This window comes from Aeromonas sp. FDAARGOS 1406 (genome assembly GCF_019048565.1).
In the GTDB taxonomy this organism is placed as follows: domain Bacteria; phylum Pseudomonadota; class Gammaproteobacteria; order Enterobacterales; family Aeromonadaceae; genus Aeromonas; species Aeromonas caviae.
Genome location: NZ_CP077378.1, coordinates 2,378,814 through 2,395,000 on the forward strand (window position 1 = coordinate 2,378,814; position 16,187 = coordinate 2,395,000).

Below are 16,187 nucleotides of genomic sequence, written 5' to 3' on the forward strand. Positions count from 1 at the left end.
GGTTCGATTAGCGAAGCGTAATCGGACGATCGAGATGCCGCTGTCCGGTGTGTCCATGAATCAGCGGCATCTGCAGCAGGGAAATATGGATGGCTGTTATAGCGGGAGAATTGATTTACGCGAACGTCCGATTACCCCTTACGGCTAATCGAACCGACGGCTGGTCGCGGCGTTTAGAACCAAAGTTCGAACCGGAACGCCAAAACACGAACCAGGGTTCGAATCACTCATTCCCCTCCCCTGTTCCCTGCCGAAGGTGCCCGCCACAATGCCTGCACCATTGGAGGAGAACACAAGATGAACGAACTGAGAGCAACACGGGCCCTCATCAGCGGCGGCGCCAGCGGCATCGGACTGGCCATCGCTGAGGCCCTGGCCAGCCAGGGGGTGGAGCTGATCCTGGCTTCCCGCCGTCTGGGGCTGCTGGAGCAGGAAGCGGCCAGACTGGAGGCGCGATACGGAGTGCGAGTCATGGCTCTGGCGCTGGATGTGTGCGACGGCGATCAGGTGCGGGACGGCCATGCCCGGATCCGGGAGCGGCTCGGCCCCGTCGATCTGCTCATCAACAACAGCGGGGTCGGCAGCGACCACCTGGTGCAGGATCTGCCGGAATCGGAGTGGGACAGGGTGATGGATACCTGTGCCAAGGGCACCTTCCTGCTGACCCGGGCCTGCCTGCCGGACATGCTGGCGAGCCGCCACGGCACCGTCATCAACATCGCCTCCCAGGCCGCCAGGCACGGCTATGCCAGGGCCAGCGTCTACTGCGCCGCCAAGTTTGCGGTGCTGGGGTTCGCCCGGGCACTGCGGGAAGAGGTGCAACACCAGGGCGTCCGGGTCCACACCCTCTGTCCCGGACTGGTGCAGGTGCCGCCCCCGGCCTGCCCGGGCGATCGCAAGCCCGGCTGGCTGCAGGTGGAGGATCTGGCCGAGGCCGTGCTCTATACCCTGCGCCAACCCCCTCACGTCCAGCTCGACGAGATCGGCATGACGGGGATCTGAGCGAGGCGCCATGGAACGCCAGCAAGAACAAGGGGCGCCGAGGCGCCCCTTGTTCTGCGTCACACCGCCAGAGGCGGCCTGCGCGTAAGATCAGGCAGGTTGATGGAGGGTGATGCAGTGGATGCCGCCGCCACCGGCCGCCACCGGGTCTATGTCTATCTGCACTATCTTGCGCCCCGGATAGAGGCGGGCCAGCAGATCCCGGCAATGGCGGTCGGCCCTGGCATCCCCGAACTGGGGAGCGATGACGGTGCCGTTGATGGGCAGGTAGTTGATGTAACCGGCGGCAAAGTCCGGGCTGCGGCTGAACTTGTTGTCCCGCCCGCCCAGAGGCGGCGGCAGCTGATGCAGCTCCAGCTTGTTGCCGTCGGCGTCCGTCGCCTGCTGCAGGATGGCGAGGTGCTGGCGGGTCACCTTGTAGTCGTAGGAGTCGGGATCGTTGTCCATGTTGATCACCACCACCCCGGGGCGCACGAAGCGGGCGTAGAAGTCCACGTGGGCATCCGTGATGTCCTTGCCCTTGATCCCCGGCAGCCAGATGATCTTGCGCAGCCCCAGGTTGGCCTTGAGCTCCGCCTCCACCTGCGCCTTGGTGAGGCCGGGGTTGCGGTTGCTGTTGATCCAGCTGCTCTCGGTCATGATGGCGGTGCCGTTGCCGTCCACCTCGATGCCGACCCCTCACCGATGAGCTCGCTCTGCAGGTAATAGGCCTCCGTCTGCCGACCCACCAGGGCGGCGACCCTGGCGTCATGGCTGTGCTCCTGCTTGTCACCCCAGCCGTTGAAGTTGAAGTCCACCAGCCCGAGCCCTCCCTGCTCGTCCTGCACGAAGACACCGCCGGTATCCCGCAGCCAGATGTCATCCATCTCGGCGTGGACGAAGTGGGTGTTGCGCTCGCCGCACAACTGGCGCGCCAGCGCCTCGTCATCCTCGTGGCAGAGCACGTTGACCCGGGTGTGGGGCACCATGGCCTGCACCAGCCGCCCTATGGTGGCCTGCACCTCCTTGTAGTGGCGACCCCAGATCTCGCTGGTGGCCCCGAAGGCCACCCACACCAGGGCCTGGGGGGAGGACTCCTCCGGCATGTGGTAGCAAGCGGCGGCGCCGGGTTCGCCGGCGGCGAAGGCCGCGCGGGCACCGGGCAGGCTGCCAAACCCGGCAATGGCGCCAAGGGCAACCAGCTGTTTCAATACGTGGCGTCGGGAAAACATCGTTCTACTCCTGGGTTCAGAGGCTGCTCTTGAAGCGAGTCCAGGCTCGCATGCGGGCACGCATCTGGGATTGTGCTATATCCTGACCCGGAATGAGCCGCTGGTAGCTGGCCTCGTCCAGGTAGATATCCGGGTTGGCCGTCATGGTGGCATCCACCATGGGTCTGGCCTTGGCACTGGCAGTCGGATAGCCGGTGCTGTTGGTGATGGCCGCCATGTTGGCCGGGCGCATCACGAAGTTGATAAAGGCATAGGCATAGTCAGGATGGGGGGCATCCGCCGGGATCGCCATGGTGTCCATCCAGATGGTGCTCCCCTCCTTCGGCAATCGGTATTCGAAGTCGACCCGCTTGCCCGCCTCGGCGGCGGCGCGCCTGGCCTGGGTCATGTCGCCGCTGTAGCCCAGGGAGAGGCAGAGATCCCCGTTCACCAGCTGGGTTACCGGCTGGGACTGGAACTTGCGGATATAGGGCTTGATCCCCTTGAGCAGGGCCAGGGCCGCCTCCAGATCGTCCGCCTTGCCGCTGCGGGGATCCCGCCCAAGATAGTGCAGCACCACCGCCAGCACCTCGTCCGGGGAGTCGATGACCGAGATGCCGCAATCTGCAAATTTCGCCGCCAGCTCGGGCTTGAACAGCATGTCCAGGCTGCTGACCGGGGCATCCGGCATCCTCTGCCGGATGGCGTCCGCGTTGTAGGTGAGCCCTATGGTGCCCCAGGTGTAGGGCACCACCGCCTCCTTCGCATGGGGATAGGCCTGCTGCAACCGCGCCAGGCCGGGGTCTATGTCCCCCAGGTGTTGCAGCTTGCCCTTGTCGAGTGACTGCAGGCTGCCCGCCCGCATCAGCCGCTCCGCCACCGTGTCCCCCGGGAAGATGAGGTCATACCCGCTGCGACCCGCCATCAGCTTGGCCTCCAGGGTCTCGCTGCTGTCCATCACGTCGTAGATGACCCGGATCCCGGTCTCCCTGGTGAATTCGCTCAAGGTATCGGGGGCGAAATAATCGGACCAGTTGTAGAGGCGCAGCACCTTCTCCTCTGTCGCCTCCCCCATCCCTTCTGCGGCCTGGGCCCCCAGGCTCAGCAGCAGGGCCAGTGCCGTGGCTATCTTGGTGAGGGGGCTCATGATGGACGCCCTCCCCGCTGGCCCTGCCCATCCAGGCTCAGCAAGGCGCCATACATCTCGGGGCGACGATCCCGGTAGATGCCCCAGGTCAGCCGCTCCTCGGCCATGGCGGCGAGATCCAGCTCCCGCACCAGCACACCCGGGGTATCCCTGTCCGCCTCGGCCAGCAGAGCCCCCTTGTGATCCGTGATGAAGGAGGAGCCATAGAAGCGCATCTGCAACGCGGGATCCCGGGTCGCCACCTCCCGGCCCACCCGGTTGGCGGCGATCACCGGCATGATGTTGGCGGCGGCGTGGCCGCGCTGGGTCAGTTGCCAGTGATCCCGCGAATCGAGCCCCTCTGCTCCCGGCTCCGAGCCGATGGCGGTGGGATAGAGCAGCAGCTCGGCCCCCTGCAGCGCCATGGCGCGGGCCGCCTCCGGGAACCACTGATCCCAGCAGATGCCGACCCCGATGCGGCCAGCGGCCGTGTCCCAGACCCGAAACCCCGTATCCCCCGGGCTGAAATACTCCTTCTCCTGATAACCGATGGCGTTCGGGATATGGGTCTTGCGATAGACCCCGAGCAGGCGACCATCCGCATCCGCCATCGCCAGGGAGTTGAAGCAGGCGTTGCCCGCGCGCTCAAACCAGCTGATGGGCAGCACCACCCCCAGTTCCCGCGCCAGGGCCGAGAAGCGGCGCAACACCCGGCTCTGCTCGAACGACTCCGCCAGCGCCAGATGGCCGTGGTATTGCTCGATGCAGAAATAGGGGGTGGCGAAGAGCTCCTGCAACAGCACCAGGTTGGCCCCCCTGGCGGCGGCGTCCCGTACCAGGCTCTCCGCTGTGTCCAGATTGCGCTCCAGCTCCCAGCTGCAAGCGAATTGTGTGGTGGCGACAACGATCTTGCTCATCCGGATACCCTCCCTGACACGCGTTCCCGCTGACAGGCGAACTGCATGGTTGCGACGACCTTGTTCATGAATCTCTTCTCCCTGATCCCGTCATGAGGCCTCGCAGACGCCCGACGAGGCCGCTCCAAACGCTTACCCCTGCACCGGCCAGGCCGGCTGCTGCTGGGTGATGCAGTGAATGCCGCCCCCGCCGTGGGCCAACTGGTTGATGCGCACCGGCACCAGCTGCCTGTTCGGGAAGGCGCGCCTCAGCACCTCCCCCGCCGCCTCGTCCGCGCTTACGCCGTAGGCGGGCATGATGATGGCGCCGTTGGCGAGGTAGAAGTTGGTGTAGGAGGCGCAGAACACCTCCGCCTCGGCGTCCACCGCCTCGCTCGCCTCGAACAGCTCGAGGCACTCGAAGGATCGACCTCTCGCATCGGTGGCCAGGGCCAGGGCTCGGCGATTCTCCCGCACCACGCGGCCATAGGTGGAGTGCCCGTCCAGGGTGGCGTCCACCAGCAGGTGACCGGGGCGGCTGAAGGCGCAGACCCCGTCCACATGACCGTCCGTCATGTCGCCGGTGACGTGGTCCGGATCCCCCGGCAGCCAGATAGTCTTCTCGATGCCGAGCAGGCGGCTGAAGATCCGTTCGATCTCCACTTTGGTCATGCCGGGGTTGCGGTTGCTGTTGAGCAGCACCGACTCCGTGGTGATCAGGGTGCCCTCCCCATCCACATGGATGGCGCCCCCTTCGTTGGCGAGGAAGCTGCCGATGCACTCCAGCTCCAGGCTGTTGAGAACGCGCCGCGCCAGCCCCTCATCCAGACCGTGGGCCGACTTGCCGCCCCAGGCGTTGAAACGCCAGCTGATCCCGGCGGTGCCAAGCTCGGGATGGCAGATGAAGGTGGGGCCGGAGTCACGGCACCAGCTGTCATCCACCGGCAGGGGAATGAAGCGCCCCCCGTCGCCGCACAGGACGCGAGCCTCGGCCTGTGCGGCGGGATCCACCACCAGGTTCACCGGTTCGAAGCGGGCGATGGCATTGACCACCCGGGCGAAGTCCTGCTGGACCTGGGGCAGGGTTACGCCCCAGCCGTTTTCCCACAGCGCCTTGTTGTGCGGCCAGACCATCCAGGTCGCCGCGTGCCGGCACCACTCCGCTGGCATGAACCAGCCCACAGCCCTCATTCCCTGCTCGCGCATCTCAGCCTCTCTGATTAGGTACTATTAAGGTTATTGACGATGGGAATAGACTATTCTCCCCGTTGATGGGTAAAAAACGATCGATTTTCGATAAAAGTGATAAGTGGAGCTAATCAATGATGTTCAAACACTGGCCCCCTCTCAACGTGCTGCGCGGCTTCGAGGCGGCGGCCAGGCTCGGCAGCTTTCATCAGGCGGCCCAGGAGCTGCACCTCACCCAGTCTGCCATCAGTCAGCAGATCCGCTCGCTGGAGGAGCTGCTTGGCCAGCCTCTGTTTCACCGCCAGGGACGTTCCGTCGCCCTGACCGACGCGGGCCAGGATCTGCTGGAGACGACCCAGCAGGTGCTGCTGCAACTGGCGGTGGGAATACAGCGCCTCGAGCAGTACCGCAAGCCGAACCAGCTGGTGCTCAACACCAGCACCGCCATCGCCCGCCTCTGGCTGCTGCCCCGGCTGGCCGACCTTCACCGCCAGCATCCGGGCATCGATCTCTGGCTGTTCACCAGCGACGACACGCCGAACATGGCCGAGCAGACCATCGACATTTCGCTGCGCTGGGGGCTGGCTCCCCAGGCGGAATGCCGCCATCAGCCGCTGCTGGCGGATCGGCTGCTGCCGGTGGCGAGCCCGGCCGTGCTGGCACAGCCCGCGCAGGAGCGCACCACCCTGCACGGGGAGCGGGAGATGGACTGGCACCACTGGACCCTCAAGGGCGGCGACGATCTGCACCTGCAGACCCAGGGGCTCAACTTCTCCGATCCCGGCTTGTTGCAGGATGCGGCCAGCTCCGGGCTCGGGGTGGCGCTGGCGAGCGAGCTGCTCTCTCGCGACGCACGCCGACAGGGGTGGCTGCTGCCCCTCTCATCCCACCGGGTGGCCGGGCCGAACTGGAACATGCTGATCCATCAGGAGAGCGAAGGCAGCCCCCAGTGCCGGGCGGTGAGCCAATGGCTCCAGCAGCAGTTTGCCGCAGAGGCTGCCACCCGGGACCAGGACGCGACACTCTGAGAGCGGTCACTGAATCGGGGCGGCAAGGGTGATTAAATGGCCCCTTCCCTCTTGCCGGATATCGCCGTGACCATGCCATCCGTTCCCCAGCCCCTCTCGTCCTGGCCCGAGCACCTGCAGGCCTCCTGGCTGCGCTGTGCCCACCAGACCAGCGCGTCCCTCTGGCATCCTCCCCACTGCGCCAGAGGGCAGACCCTGGAGAGCCTGCGCCAGCGCAAGCGGGACCTGCTCACCACCGGCGAGATGGCGCTGGAGGATCTCTACGAGTTCATGGAGGGGCGCCCCTGCGCCCTGCTGCTCACCGACGAGAGCGGTTGCCTGCTGGCCCGGACCGGCCACCCCGATACCCTGCAGGCGCTGGCGGCACTCGGTTTTGGCCCAGGCGCGTTTTTCAGCGAGGGACGCATCGGCACCAATGCCGTCAACCTGGCGGCCCTGGAGGGGGTGCCGCTCTGCGTCAGCGGCCCCCAGCACTTCAACCAGCGTCTCCACCCCTGGCACTGCTGTGCCAGCCCTGTCTACAACAGCACCGGTCGCCAGGTGGCGATCGTGGCCCTGATCTGCCGGGTGGAAGAGGCCGCGCCGGGGGATCTCGCGCTCACCGTCAGCGCCGGCCGTGAGCTGGCCAATCTGCTGCAGATGGAGCGCCTGATGCAGGAGTCCCAGCACCACTTGAGCGAGCTCTATGCCCTGTTGGATGGCATGGAAGACGGCGTGCTGGCCTGGGATCCCCAGGGGCGGCTGCGCTACCTCAACGCCCTGGCGGCCAGTCGGCTGCAACTCGACCCGGCTGTCTGCCTGGGCCACCCCCTCGCTCACCATCTGCTGTTGCCCCAGCGCCTGCGTCTGGCCATCGCGGAGATGACCCCTCTGAGCCATGTGGAGGTGACGCTGGAGCGGCGAGAGACCCGGGGCGAGGCCTTCATCGACGCCCTGGTGAGCCTCAAGCCCCTCCCGGGGCCGGACGGGGTCAGCTTCATCGTCCTGCTCCATCCCACCGATCGATTGCGCGCCATTCATCAACTGCGCCAGACGGTGCCCGAGCTCTCCGCCCTGGTGGGAGAGTCAAGCGCCATGCGCAAACTGCTGCGCCACGCCCGCCAGGCGGCCAGGGGACAGGGCCCCGTCCTGCTGCGAGGGGAAGAGGAGGTGGGCAAGGCCCAACTGGCGGAGGCCATCCACTTTGGCAGCGAGCGAGCCGCCGGCCCCCTGGTCATCTTCAACTGCCAGGCATGGCCGAGTGAGCGGATGGCGCTGGAACTCATGGGGTCCGACGAGGCGGGGCAGGAGCGGGCAGGCAAGTTCGAGCTGGCTCACGGTGGCACCCTGGTACTGGAGCAGGTGGAGTGCCTGCCCGCCCCCATGCAAGCCGCCCTGCTGCAACTGCTCAAGACGGGGCGCATCCAGCGCTTCGACTCCGCCCGCATCCTCCCCCTCAGGGTGAGGATCATCGCGACCAGCAGCGCCCCGCTGGAGCAGCGGGTGCAGGAGGGGGGATTCGGACGCCAGCTGCTCTATGCGCTGCAAGGGTGCGAACTCTGGCTGCCGAGCCTGCGGGAGCGCAGCGCCGATCTGCCTGGCCTCATCCGCCAGCACCTTACGGTGCAGGGGGGCGAATCGGGGCGCCAGTTCACCCCTGACGCCCTCGACTGCCTGCTGGCCTACCCCTGGCCCGGCAACCTGGGGGAGCTGCGCAGCGCCATCGAGTACGCCCTGCTGCATTGCAGTGAGGCACAGATCCCGCCCCGGGCGCTCCCGGCCGCCATCCGCCAGGGTCATTGCCTGCTGGCGGACGAGGTGGTGGGACAGCCGCTGCTCACCCTGGCGGAGCTGGAGCATCAGGCAATCCTGCGGGCCGCCCGTGCCAGCAAGGGCCAGGTCAGCCAGATGGCGCGCCAGCTCGGGATCAGCCGCACCACCCTCTGGCGGCGGCTCAAACTGCTCGACATCGATCCCGCCGACTACCACCACTGACCAGAACGCCCCTCAAAAAAAGCGGGCCCCGTCGTGACGGGGCCCGGATGGGGAAATGTTTCAGTCGCCGAAGCGATCCTGCGCCAGTTGCTGGAAGCAGCTCAGCGCCGCCCCGGCATCCTCACCTCGCGCCAGCAGGATGAGCCTGTCCCCCTGGCGTACATCGAGCATCGCGAGCCGGCTCAGGCTGCGGGGATTCGCCTCTTTCTCCCCCTTTTGCAGCCTGAGTTCAGCGGCAAAGGGCTTGAGTGCCGCGACCAGTCGGGCGGCGGGGCGCACATGCAGGCCGTGGGGATTCTCCACCACCACCTCACAGCGCAGCCAGCCGTCGTCGGCAACGGGGGCTGCCTCCGTGGTAGCCTGCGCCGCACTGGCAGGCAGCATTCCCTGTTTCGGGCCCAGGGCGCCAAGCGCCTCGGCGGCTACCTCGTCCAGCGTCAGGCCTGCGCCAGCGGCCACCACGGCGGCCAGAGTGCCCTCGACCAGCGGGGCGGGGCTGAGCCGCACCCGGGCGCTCAGCTCGGGGGGCAGCAGCTCGAGGGCGGTCTCGGCGCTCAGGAGGGCGCTGCCCAAGTCCATCAGCACCAGCACCCCGCTGCCGTCATCCGCCTCTTCCATCGCACTCATCACGGCGATGGCGTCGGTGCCGATGGGATGGGCGGGGTCATCGACCCCGGCCGCCAGCAACAGTTTCGCCGGGCTGCCCAGCTGATCGGCCAGGGCTTTCAAACCGGCCGCAAGCATGGCGCTGTGAGAGACCACTACGATGCCGATCATGTCACAACCTCGCTCTGTCACGCAGGGCGGTCAGCAGCAGCAGGGTCGAGGTGGCCCCCGCATCCTGATGGCCGATGCTGCGCTCACCAAGATAGCTGGCGCGCCCCTTGTGGGCCTGCATCTGGATGGTGGCCTCGGTGCCGGCTGCCGCGGCAGCCACCGCCTTGTCCAGCGCCTCGGGGAGCGGCAGGCCCTGTTGTTCCGCCTGTTACAGGGCGGCCAGAGCGGGCCACCAGGCGTCACACATGGTCTTGTCACCCGGCTCGGCGCGGCCGCGGGAGACGATCCCCTCCACCCCGTCGCTCAGCATCTTGCCGAGCTGGCCGAGGGTCAGGCTCTGGCAGGCATCGCTGCTGGCCGCGGCCCGGATGAAGAAGGTGCCGTAGAGGGGTCCGCTGGCGCCGCCGACCGAGGAAAGCAACGTCATGCCGGTGGTTTTGAGCACCTGGCCGATGTCCTTGTCCGCCACTGCGGGCAGCTTCTCCGCCACCTTGGCAAAGCCGCGCTGCATGTTGAGGCCGTGGTCGCCGTCGCCGATGTCGGTATCCAGCGCCGTGAGGTAGTCACGCTGCTCGGTGAAGATGTGCTCGCAGTCGAGCAGCCAGTTGACGATCTGATGCTTGCTTAACATGAATATTCCTCAGCAGCCGCGCCGCAGGGCGGGGGTGTGAACGGGGGCATCCCACAGGGTCATCAGCTCGTCATCCACCTTGAGCAGGGTGATGGAGATGCCGGTCATGTCGAGAGAGGTGCAGTAGGGGCCGATGAGGTTGCGCACCAGGTGGATGCCCGCCTCTTCACACAGGGCCGCGAGGCGGCCGTAGACGCCGTAGAGCTCGGAGATGGGGGTGCCGCCGAGGCTGTTGACCAGGACGATGACCCTGTCACCCCCATTGAGCGGCTCGATAAAGGTGTGCTCTTCCTGCCAGCTGCCGGTGCCTCTGTCCCAGTGGCGCAGAGTGCGGCCATAGGGGCTGTTGTCGGTCAGCTCCTTGAACATGTCGTCCACCAGGGCGTTGAGGTCGGTGAAGGGACGGCGCTCGATGCCCGGCTCGCCGTGGATGCCCACGCCGAACTCCACCTCGTTGTCAGCCAGGGTGAAGGAGGGCTTGCCGGCAGCAGGCACGGTGCAGGCGTGCATGGCCACGCCTATGGTGCGGCTCTGGTTGTTGATGCGACGGGCCAACGCCTCGCAGCGCGCCAGATCGTAGCCCGCCTCGGCGGCGGCACCGACCAGCTTCTCGCACAGCACTGTCGTGGCAACCCCGCGGCGGCCCGCGGTGTAGAGGCTGTCCTTGACCGCCACGTCGTCATCGATGAGGGCGAAGCCCACCTTGACCCCGTCACCGTGCAGCAGCTCGACCGCGGTCTCGAAGTTGAGCACGTCGCCGGTGTAGTTCTTCACCAGAAACAGCACGCCGGCGCCGCCGTCGACGGCCTGACCGCACTCGTACATCTGATCCGGGGTCGGGGACGTGAAGATCTCGCCGGGGCAGGCACCATCCAGCATTCCTTTGCCCACCAGGCCACCGTGCATGGGCTCGTGGCCGCTGCCGCCACCGGAGACCAGCGCCACCTTGCCCGTCACGGGGGCGTCGGCGCGGGTGATGTAGTGGGGTTCGATTCGCACCTTGAGCTCGGGGTGGGCAGCGGCCATCCCCATTAGTTGTTCACGGACCACGGCATCGACAGCGTTGATCAGCTTCTTCATGGCTCACTCCTTGGCTTGCCACCACACGGGTGGACAGATGGTTGATGCAGCCAGTCTAGCGAGCCATAGGAGGATAAAAATGACAGGGGTTTCGGTTCGGATCTGAAACAGCAAACAAAGCCTGACGTTTCAATCTGAAACAAGCGGATGGGGAGACCCGGGAAAGTGTTAGCCGCCTCACAGCCATGAAAAAGGGCCCCGCAGGGCCCTTCTCGATAGCGTGAAGATTAGATGGCCCAGCCACCGGCGTAGAAGATCACCAGGGCCACGGCGATGATGACGGTGCCGATGTTGAGCTTCTTCCACTCGGCGGCAAACAGGCGGCCGACCACCAGGGCCACGAAGCCTAACATGATGCCGGTGACGATGTTGCAGGTGAGCACGATGAAGACGGCGCACAGCATGCCGGAGAGGGCATCGACCGAGTCGTTGAAGTCCAGCTTGGTGACGTTGCCCAGCATCAGCAGGCCCACATACATCAGGGCCGGTGCGGTGGCGTAGGCCGGTACCAGATAGCTCAGCGGGGAGAGGAAGATCATCAGCAGGAAGAGCACGCCGACCAGGGTGGCGGTCAGACCTGTCTTGCCGCCGGCAGCGGTCCCTGCGGCGGATTCGATGTAGACGGCTGCCGGAGCACCACCTACCACGCCCGCCACCATACTGCTGACGGAGTCCGCAGTCAGGGCCTTGCCACCGCTGATGATGTGGCCACGCTCGTTGATGAGGCCAGCCTGACCGGCCACGGCACGGATGGTGCCGGTGGCGTCAAACACGGCGGTCATCACCAGGGCCAACACGGTCGGAATCACCACCGGATTGAGGGCGCCCAGCAGATCCATGCTGCCCACCAAGGAGCCATTCTCGCCACTCAGGCTCGGCATGGCGAAGAAGCCCTGCCAGGTCACTTTCGGATCGAAGATGAGGCCGAGGATGGAGATGGCGATGATCACCATCAGGATGCCGCCCGGCACCTTGCGGCGCTCCAGGCCGAAGATGGCAGCCAGACCCAGCACCGTCATGATGACCGGGAAGGCAGTGATCTCGCCGAGCTGCACCGGCAGGCCCGCTCCTTCATTCTTGATCACCATGCCGACCCCGTTGGTGGCGATCAGCAGCAGGAACAGGCCGATACCGATGCCGGTACCGTGGGCGATGCCGGAGGGAAGGTTGTCCAGGATCCACTGGCGCACGCCGGTGACGCTGATCAGGGTGAACAGCACCCCCATCAGGAAGATGGCGCCCAGCGCGACCGGGATGCTCAGCCCCTGACCCAGCACCAGGCTGAAGGCTGTAAAGGCGGTGAGAGAGATGGCACAACCGATGGCCATCGGCAGCTTGGCCCAGAGCCCCATCAGCAGGGAGCCGAAGGCGGCGATCAGACAGGTCGCCACAAACACCGGGCCCTGCTCAAAACCGGCTGCGCCCAGCATGTTCGGCACGACGATGATGCTGTAGACCATCGCCAGGAAGGTGGTCAACCCGGCCAGCAGCTCCTGTCGCACCGTGCTGCCACGCTGGCTGATGGAGAAATAGGAATCCAGAAACCCGCCATTGCTGGCGCGGGCCGTCGTTTGTTGCGTTGCCATAGTTCATCCTGAAAGTGTGAAGGAAATCGTTTGCTTGCTGGCGCGCAAAATAGCAAGAATTTGGCGAGATTGCAGCGGATAAGCCTCCATTTCCCCGAAGTTTTTCATAAAAGGGCTCGTTGGAAGCCTCATTTCCATGAGAGCGGCCCATCCCAAGCTTCTACACTCTTAGCTAGCCACGTTCCCATCTACCGGAGAGAAGCCCATGCACACAGGCAACCTGCTTGGCCAGATCCCCTCCCCCCTGCCCAGTGAAGTGTTCGCGGATCTGGTCAGTACCAACAATGTTCGTATCGAGCGCATTCTCTCCCAGGGACAACAGACCCCTACCGGAGAGTGGTTCGATCAGGATGAACACGAATGGGTATTGCTGGCGCAGGGAGAGGCCATCCTGGTCTTCATCACACCGGATGCCGGGGTACAGGAACGCGTCCATCTGGGGCCGGGGGATTACATCAACATCCCGGCGCACCTTCAGCACAGGGTGGAGTGGACCCATCCGACCGAGACAACCATCTGGCTCTGCGTCTATTACTAGCAAGCTTACGGCTCAAGAAGGCAATGCTTCTGCTGCGAAGATCGAAGAGGAGAGCGTGGAGACGAAAAAAAGCCCAGTCTGTCGACTGGGCTTCTTGTTAGTGGCATAACGGACGCAGAGACGGACAAAGTCCGGCTCAAGCACAAGGGACAACAGAGCGGGACAAAGTTGCCAGTGGCAAGTCACAGCCCTGGTGGTTGCTTCTTGTGCTCTGAGCTCTTATCCAGACGCCAGAAAGCAAAAAGGCCTTCCCGATAGGGAAGGCCTTTCAATTTAGTGGCGGAGCGGACGGGACTCGAACCCGCGACCCCCGGCGTGACAGGCCGGTATTCTAACCGACTGAACTACCGCTCCGCATTCGGTTAGCTTTCGCTAAATCATGTGCCGCTTCTATGAGGTGTCATCCTCGCAGCCAGTGACGTGATTCTTCACATCGCTGTTTAATTGGGTGCCTGGCAGTGTCCTACTCTCGCATGGCGAATGCCACACTACCATCGGCGCTACAGCGTTTCACTTCTGAGTTCGGCATGGGGTCAGGTGGTTCCACTGCGCTATTGCCGCCAGGCAAAAATCTTCAATCTGAAAAAGCTGATTTAGTTATTCGTTCTCGGTATCTGCTACAAGTCTCAGAACACTTCTTGGGTGTTGTATGGTTAAGCCTCACGGGTAATTAGTATGGGTTAGCTCAACGTATCGCTACGCTTACACACCCCACCTATCAACGTTGTGGTCTCCAACGGCCCTTTAGGACCCTCAAGGGGTCAGGGATGACTCATCTCAGGGCTCGCTTCCCGCTTAGATGCTTTCAGCGGTTATCGATTCCGAACTTAGCTACCGGGCAGTGCCACTGGCGTGACAACCCGAACACCAGAGGTTCGTTCACTCCGGTCCTCTCGTACTAGGAGCAACTCCCTTCAATCATCCAACGCCCACGGCAGATAGGGACCGAACTGTCTCACGACGTTCTGAACCCAGCTCGCGTACCACTTTAAATGGCGAACAGCCATACCCTTGGGACCGACTTCAGCCCCAGGATGTGATGAGCCGACATCGAGGTGCCAAACACCGCCGTCGATATGAACTCTTGGGCGGTATCAGCCTGTTATCCCCGGAGTACCTTTTATCCGTTGAGCGATGGCCCTTCCATTCAGAACCACCGGATCACTATGACCTACTTTCGTACCTGCTCGACCTGTCCGTCTCGCAGTTAAGCTGGCTTATGCCATTGCACTAACCTCCTGATGTCCGACCAGGATTAGCCAACCTTCGTGCTCCTCCGTTACTCTTTGGGAGGAGACCGCCCCAGTCAAACTACCCACCAGGCACTGTCCGCGAGCCCGATTCAGGGCCCTGCGTTAGAACATCAAACATACAAGGGTGGTATTTCAAGGACGGCTCCAGCGCAACTGGCGTCACGCCTTCAAAGCCTCCCACCTATCCTACACATGTAGGTTCAATGTTCAGTGCCAAGCTGTAGTAAAGGTTCACGGGGTCTTTCCGTCTAGCCGCGGGTACACCGCATCTTCACGGCGAATTCGATTTCACTGAGTCTCGGGTGGAGACAGCATGGCCATGGTTACACCATTCGTGCAGGTCGGAACTTACCCGACAAGGAATTTCGCTACCTTAGGACCGTTATAGTTACGGCCGCCGTTTACCGGGGCTTCGATCAAGAGCTTCGCTTGCGCTAACCCCATCAATTAACCTTCCGGCACCGGGCAGGTGTCACACCCTATACGTCCACTTTCGTGTTTGCAGAGTGCTGTGTTTTTGATAAACAGTCCCAGCCATCTGGTCACTGCGACTCCCGACAGCTCCATCCGCAAGGGACTTCACCATCAAGAGCGAACCTTCTCCCGAAGTTACGGTTCTATTTTGCCTAGTTCCTTCACCCGAGTTCTCTCAAGCGCCTTGGTATTCTCTACCCGACCACCTGTGTCGGTTTGGGGTACGATGACTTGTAATCTGAAGCTTAGAGGCTTTTCCTGGAAGCAGGGCATCAATGGCTTCCGCACCGTAGTGCGTTCGTCTCGTGTCTCAGTGTTGTGTCTCCGGATTTGCCTAGAAACACCACCTACGCACTTTCACCAGGACAACCGTCGCCTGGCCCACCTAGCCTTCTCCGTCCCCCCATCGCAATTACAAGTCGTGCAGGAATATTAACCTGCTTCCCATCGATTACGCCTTTCGGCCTCACCTTAGGGGTCGACTCACCCTGCCCCGATTAACGTTGGACAGGAACCCTTGGTCTTCCGGCGAGGAGGCTTTTCACCCCCTTTATCGTTACTTACGTCAGCATTCGCACTTCTGATATCTCCAGCATACCTCTCGATACACCTTCGCAGACTTACAGAACGCTCCCCTACCACTCACACATAAGTGTGAATCCGCGGCTTCGGTGCCTGGTTTGAGCCCCGTTACATCTTCCGCGCAGGCCGACTCGACTAGTGAGCTATTACGCTTTCTTTAAATGATGGCTGCTTCTAAGCCAACATCCTAGCTGTCTGAGCCTTCCCACATCGTTTCCCACTTAACCAGAACTTTGGGACCTTAGCCGGCGGTCTGGGTTGTTTCCCTCTTCACGACGGACGTTAGCACCCGCCGTGTGTCTCCCGGATAGTACTTACTGGTATTCGGAGTTTGCATGGGGTTGGTAAGTCGGGATGACCCCCTAGCCCAAACAGTGCTCTACCCCCACTAGTATTCGTCCGAGGCGCTACCTAAATAGCTTTCGGGGAGAACCAGCTATCTCCGAGTTTGATTGGCCTTTCACCCCCAGCCACAGGTCATCCCCTAACTTTGCAACGTTAGTGGGTTCGGTCCTCCAGTTGATGTTACTCAACCTTCAACCTGCCCATGGCTAGATCACCCGGTTTCGGGTCTACACCTTGCAACTAGACGCCCAGTTAAGACTCGGTTTCCCTACGGCTCCCCTATACGGTTAACCTCGCTACAAAATGTAAGTCGCTGACCCATTATACAAAAGGTACGCAGTCACCCCGAAGGGCTCCCACTGCTTGTACGTACACGGTTTCAGGTTCTATTTCACTCCCCTCACAGGGGTTCTTTTCGCCTTTCCCTCACGGTACTGGTTCACTATCGGTCAGTCAGGAGTATTTAGCCTTGGAGGATGGTCCCCCCATATTCAGACAGGATGTCACGTGTCCCGCC

Annotated in this window: 10 protein-coding genes, 1 tRNA gene, 2 rRNA genes and 2 pseudogenes (1 of these 15 only partly in view); 4 read left to right on the forward strand and 11 right to left on the reverse strand. The window is 63.4% G+C overall.

The window, feature by feature from the left end:
- Positions 1-297: 297 nt before the first annotated feature.
- Positions 298-1,002 (forward strand): SDR family oxidoreductase, encoded by a 705-nt coding sequence (locus I6L36_RS11160; RefSeq protein WP_109112629.1) that lies wholly within the window; start codon positions 298-300, stop codon positions 1,000-1,002.
- 90 nt (positions 1,003-1,092) lie between these two features.
- Here the strand turns inward: I6L36_RS11160 and I6L36_RS22260 are convergent.
- The 4 genes and pseudogenes from I6L36_RS22260 to I6L36_RS11180 all read right to left on the reverse strand — a co-directional run bounded on the left by I6L36_RS22260 (position 1,093) and on the right by I6L36_RS11180 (position 5,420).
- A pseudogene (locus I6L36_RS22260) lies at positions 1,093-2,213 on the reverse strand (agmatine/peptidylarginine deiminase).
- A gap of 16 nt (positions 2,214-2,229) precedes the next feature.
- Entirely contained in the window at positions 2,230-3,339 is a 1,110-nt protein-coding gene (locus tag I6L36_RS11170; RefSeq protein ID WP_109112630.1) for an extracellular solute-binding protein, read from the reverse strand.
- Positions 3,336-4,235, reverse strand: coding sequence for an N-carbamoylputrescine amidase (gene aguB / locus I6L36_RS11175; RefSeq protein WP_109112631.1), 900 nt, complete (start codon positions 4,233-4,235; stop codon positions 3,336-3,338). Before aguB ends, I6L36_RS11170 begins: the two co-directional genes overlap by 4 nt.
- A 132-nt stretch (positions 4,236-4,367) precedes the next feature.
- Complete coding sequence (locus I6L36_RS11180) at positions 4,368-5,420, reverse strand: agmatine/peptidylarginine deiminase (protein WP_109112632.1); 1,053 nt, start codon at positions 5,418-5,420, stop codon at positions 4,368-4,370.
- Between the two features lie 116 nt (positions 5,421-5,536).
- Here I6L36_RS11180 and I6L36_RS11185 point away from each other — a divergent pair, with 116 nt between their 5' ends.
- Both I6L36_RS11185 and dhaR read left to right on the forward strand, forming a co-directional pair.
- Positions 5,537-6,430, forward strand: coding sequence for a LysR family transcriptional regulator (locus tag I6L36_RS11185; RefSeq protein WP_109112633.1), 894 nt, complete (start codon positions 5,537-5,539; stop codon positions 6,428-6,430).
- Between the two features lie 72 nt (positions 6,431-6,502).
- A complete protein-coding gene (gene dhaR, locus I6L36_RS11190; protein ID WP_109112638.1) occupies positions 6,503-8,404 on the forward strand; it encodes a dihydroxyacetone kinase operon transcriptional regulator DhaR in 1,902 nt (633 codons plus the stop codon).
- A 60-nt stretch (positions 8,405-8,464) separates the two neighbouring features.
- On the opposite strand, the gene dhaM is transcribed toward dhaR, so the two are convergent.
- The 4 genes and pseudogenes from dhaM to I6L36_RS11210 all read right to left on the reverse strand — a co-directional run bounded on the left by dhaM (position 8,465) and on the right by I6L36_RS11210 (position 12,478).
- A complete protein-coding gene (gene dhaM / locus I6L36_RS11195) occupies positions 8,465-9,181 on the reverse strand; it encodes a dihydroxyacetone kinase phosphoryl donor subunit DhaM (protein ID WP_109112634.1) in 717 nt (238 codons plus the stop codon).
- Position 9,182: 1 nt separating this feature from the next.
- Positions 9,183-9,812, reverse strand: a pseudogene (gene dhaL / locus I6L36_RS11200) (dihydroxyacetone kinase subunit DhaL).
- A gap of 9 nt (positions 9,813-9,821) precedes the next feature.
- Complete coding sequence (dhaK, locus tag I6L36_RS11205) at positions 9,822-10,892, reverse strand: dihydroxyacetone kinase subunit DhaK (RefSeq protein ID WP_109112635.1); 1,071 nt, start codon at positions 10,890-10,892, stop codon at positions 9,822-9,824.
- 227 nt (positions 10,893-11,119) lie between these two features.
- Positions 11,120-12,478 (reverse strand): NCS2 family permease, encoded by a 1,359-nt coding sequence (locus I6L36_RS11210; protein WP_201902323.1) that lies wholly within the window; start codon positions 12,476-12,478, stop codon positions 11,120-11,122.
- A gap of 205 nt (positions 12,479-12,683) precedes the next feature.
- Here I6L36_RS11210 and I6L36_RS11215 point away from each other — a divergent pair, with 205 nt between their 5' ends.
- Complete coding sequence (locus tag I6L36_RS11215) at positions 12,684-13,016, forward strand: cupin domain-containing protein (RefSeq protein ID WP_109112637.1); 333 nt, start codon at positions 12,684-12,686, stop codon at positions 13,014-13,016.
- Positions 13,017-13,293: 277 nt separating this feature from the next.
- Here the strand turns inward: I6L36_RS11215 and I6L36_RS11220 are convergent.
- From I6L36_RS11220 to I6L36_RS11230, 3 genes are all read right to left on the reverse strand, one after another.
- Positions 13,294-13,370 (reverse strand) — tRNA-Asp (locus I6L36_RS11220).
- A 96-nt stretch (positions 13,371-13,466) separates the two neighbouring features.
- A 5S ribosomal RNA gene (gene rrf, locus I6L36_RS11225) occupies positions 13,467-13,581 on the reverse strand.
- 84 nt (positions 13,582-13,665) lie between these two features.
- A 23S ribosomal RNA gene (locus I6L36_RS11230) occupies positions 13,666-16,187 on the reverse strand; it runs 368 nt beyond the window's last position.

Bases quoted from the DNA above. Each gene is read 5' to 3' on its own strand.
- I6L36_RS11180 (WP_109112632.1), bottom strand. From the start codon at position 5,420: ATGCGCGAGCAGGGAATGAGGGCTGTGGGCTGGTTCATGCCAGCGGAG.
- dhaR (WP_109112638.1), top strand. From the start codon at position 6,503: ATGCCATCCGTTCCCCAGCCCCTCTCGTCCTGGCCCGAGCACCTGCAG.
- I6L36_RS11215 (WP_109112637.1), top strand. From the start codon at position 12,684: ATGCACACAGGCAACCTGCTTGGCCAGATCCCCTCCCCCCTGCCCAGT.
- I6L36_RS11160 (WP_109112629.1), top strand. From the start codon at position 298: ATGAACGAACTGAGAGCAACACGGGCCCTCATCAGCGGCGGCGCCAGC.
- aguB (WP_109112631.1), bottom strand. From the start codon at position 4,235: ATGAGCAAGATCGTTGTCGCCACCACACAATTCGCTTGCAGCTGGGAG.
- I6L36_RS11210 (WP_201902323.1), bottom strand. From the start codon at position 12,478: ATGGCAACGCAACAAACGACGGCCCGCGCCAGCAATGGCGGGTTTCTG.
- I6L36_RS11185 (WP_109112633.1), top strand. From the start codon at position 5,537: ATGATGTTCAAACACTGGCCCCCTCTCAACGTGCTGCGCGGCTTCGAG.
- I6L36_RS11170 (WP_109112630.1), bottom strand. From the start codon at position 3,339: ATGAGCCCCCTCACCAAGATAGCCACGGCACTGGCCCTGCTGCTGAGC.
- dhaK (WP_109112635.1), bottom strand. From the start codon at position 10,892: ATGAAGAAGCTGATCAACGCTGTCGATGCCGTGGTCCGTGAACAACTA.
- dhaM (WP_109112634.1), bottom strand. From the start codon at position 9,181: ATGATCGGCATCGTAGTGGTCTCTCACAGCGCCATGCTTGCGGCCGGT.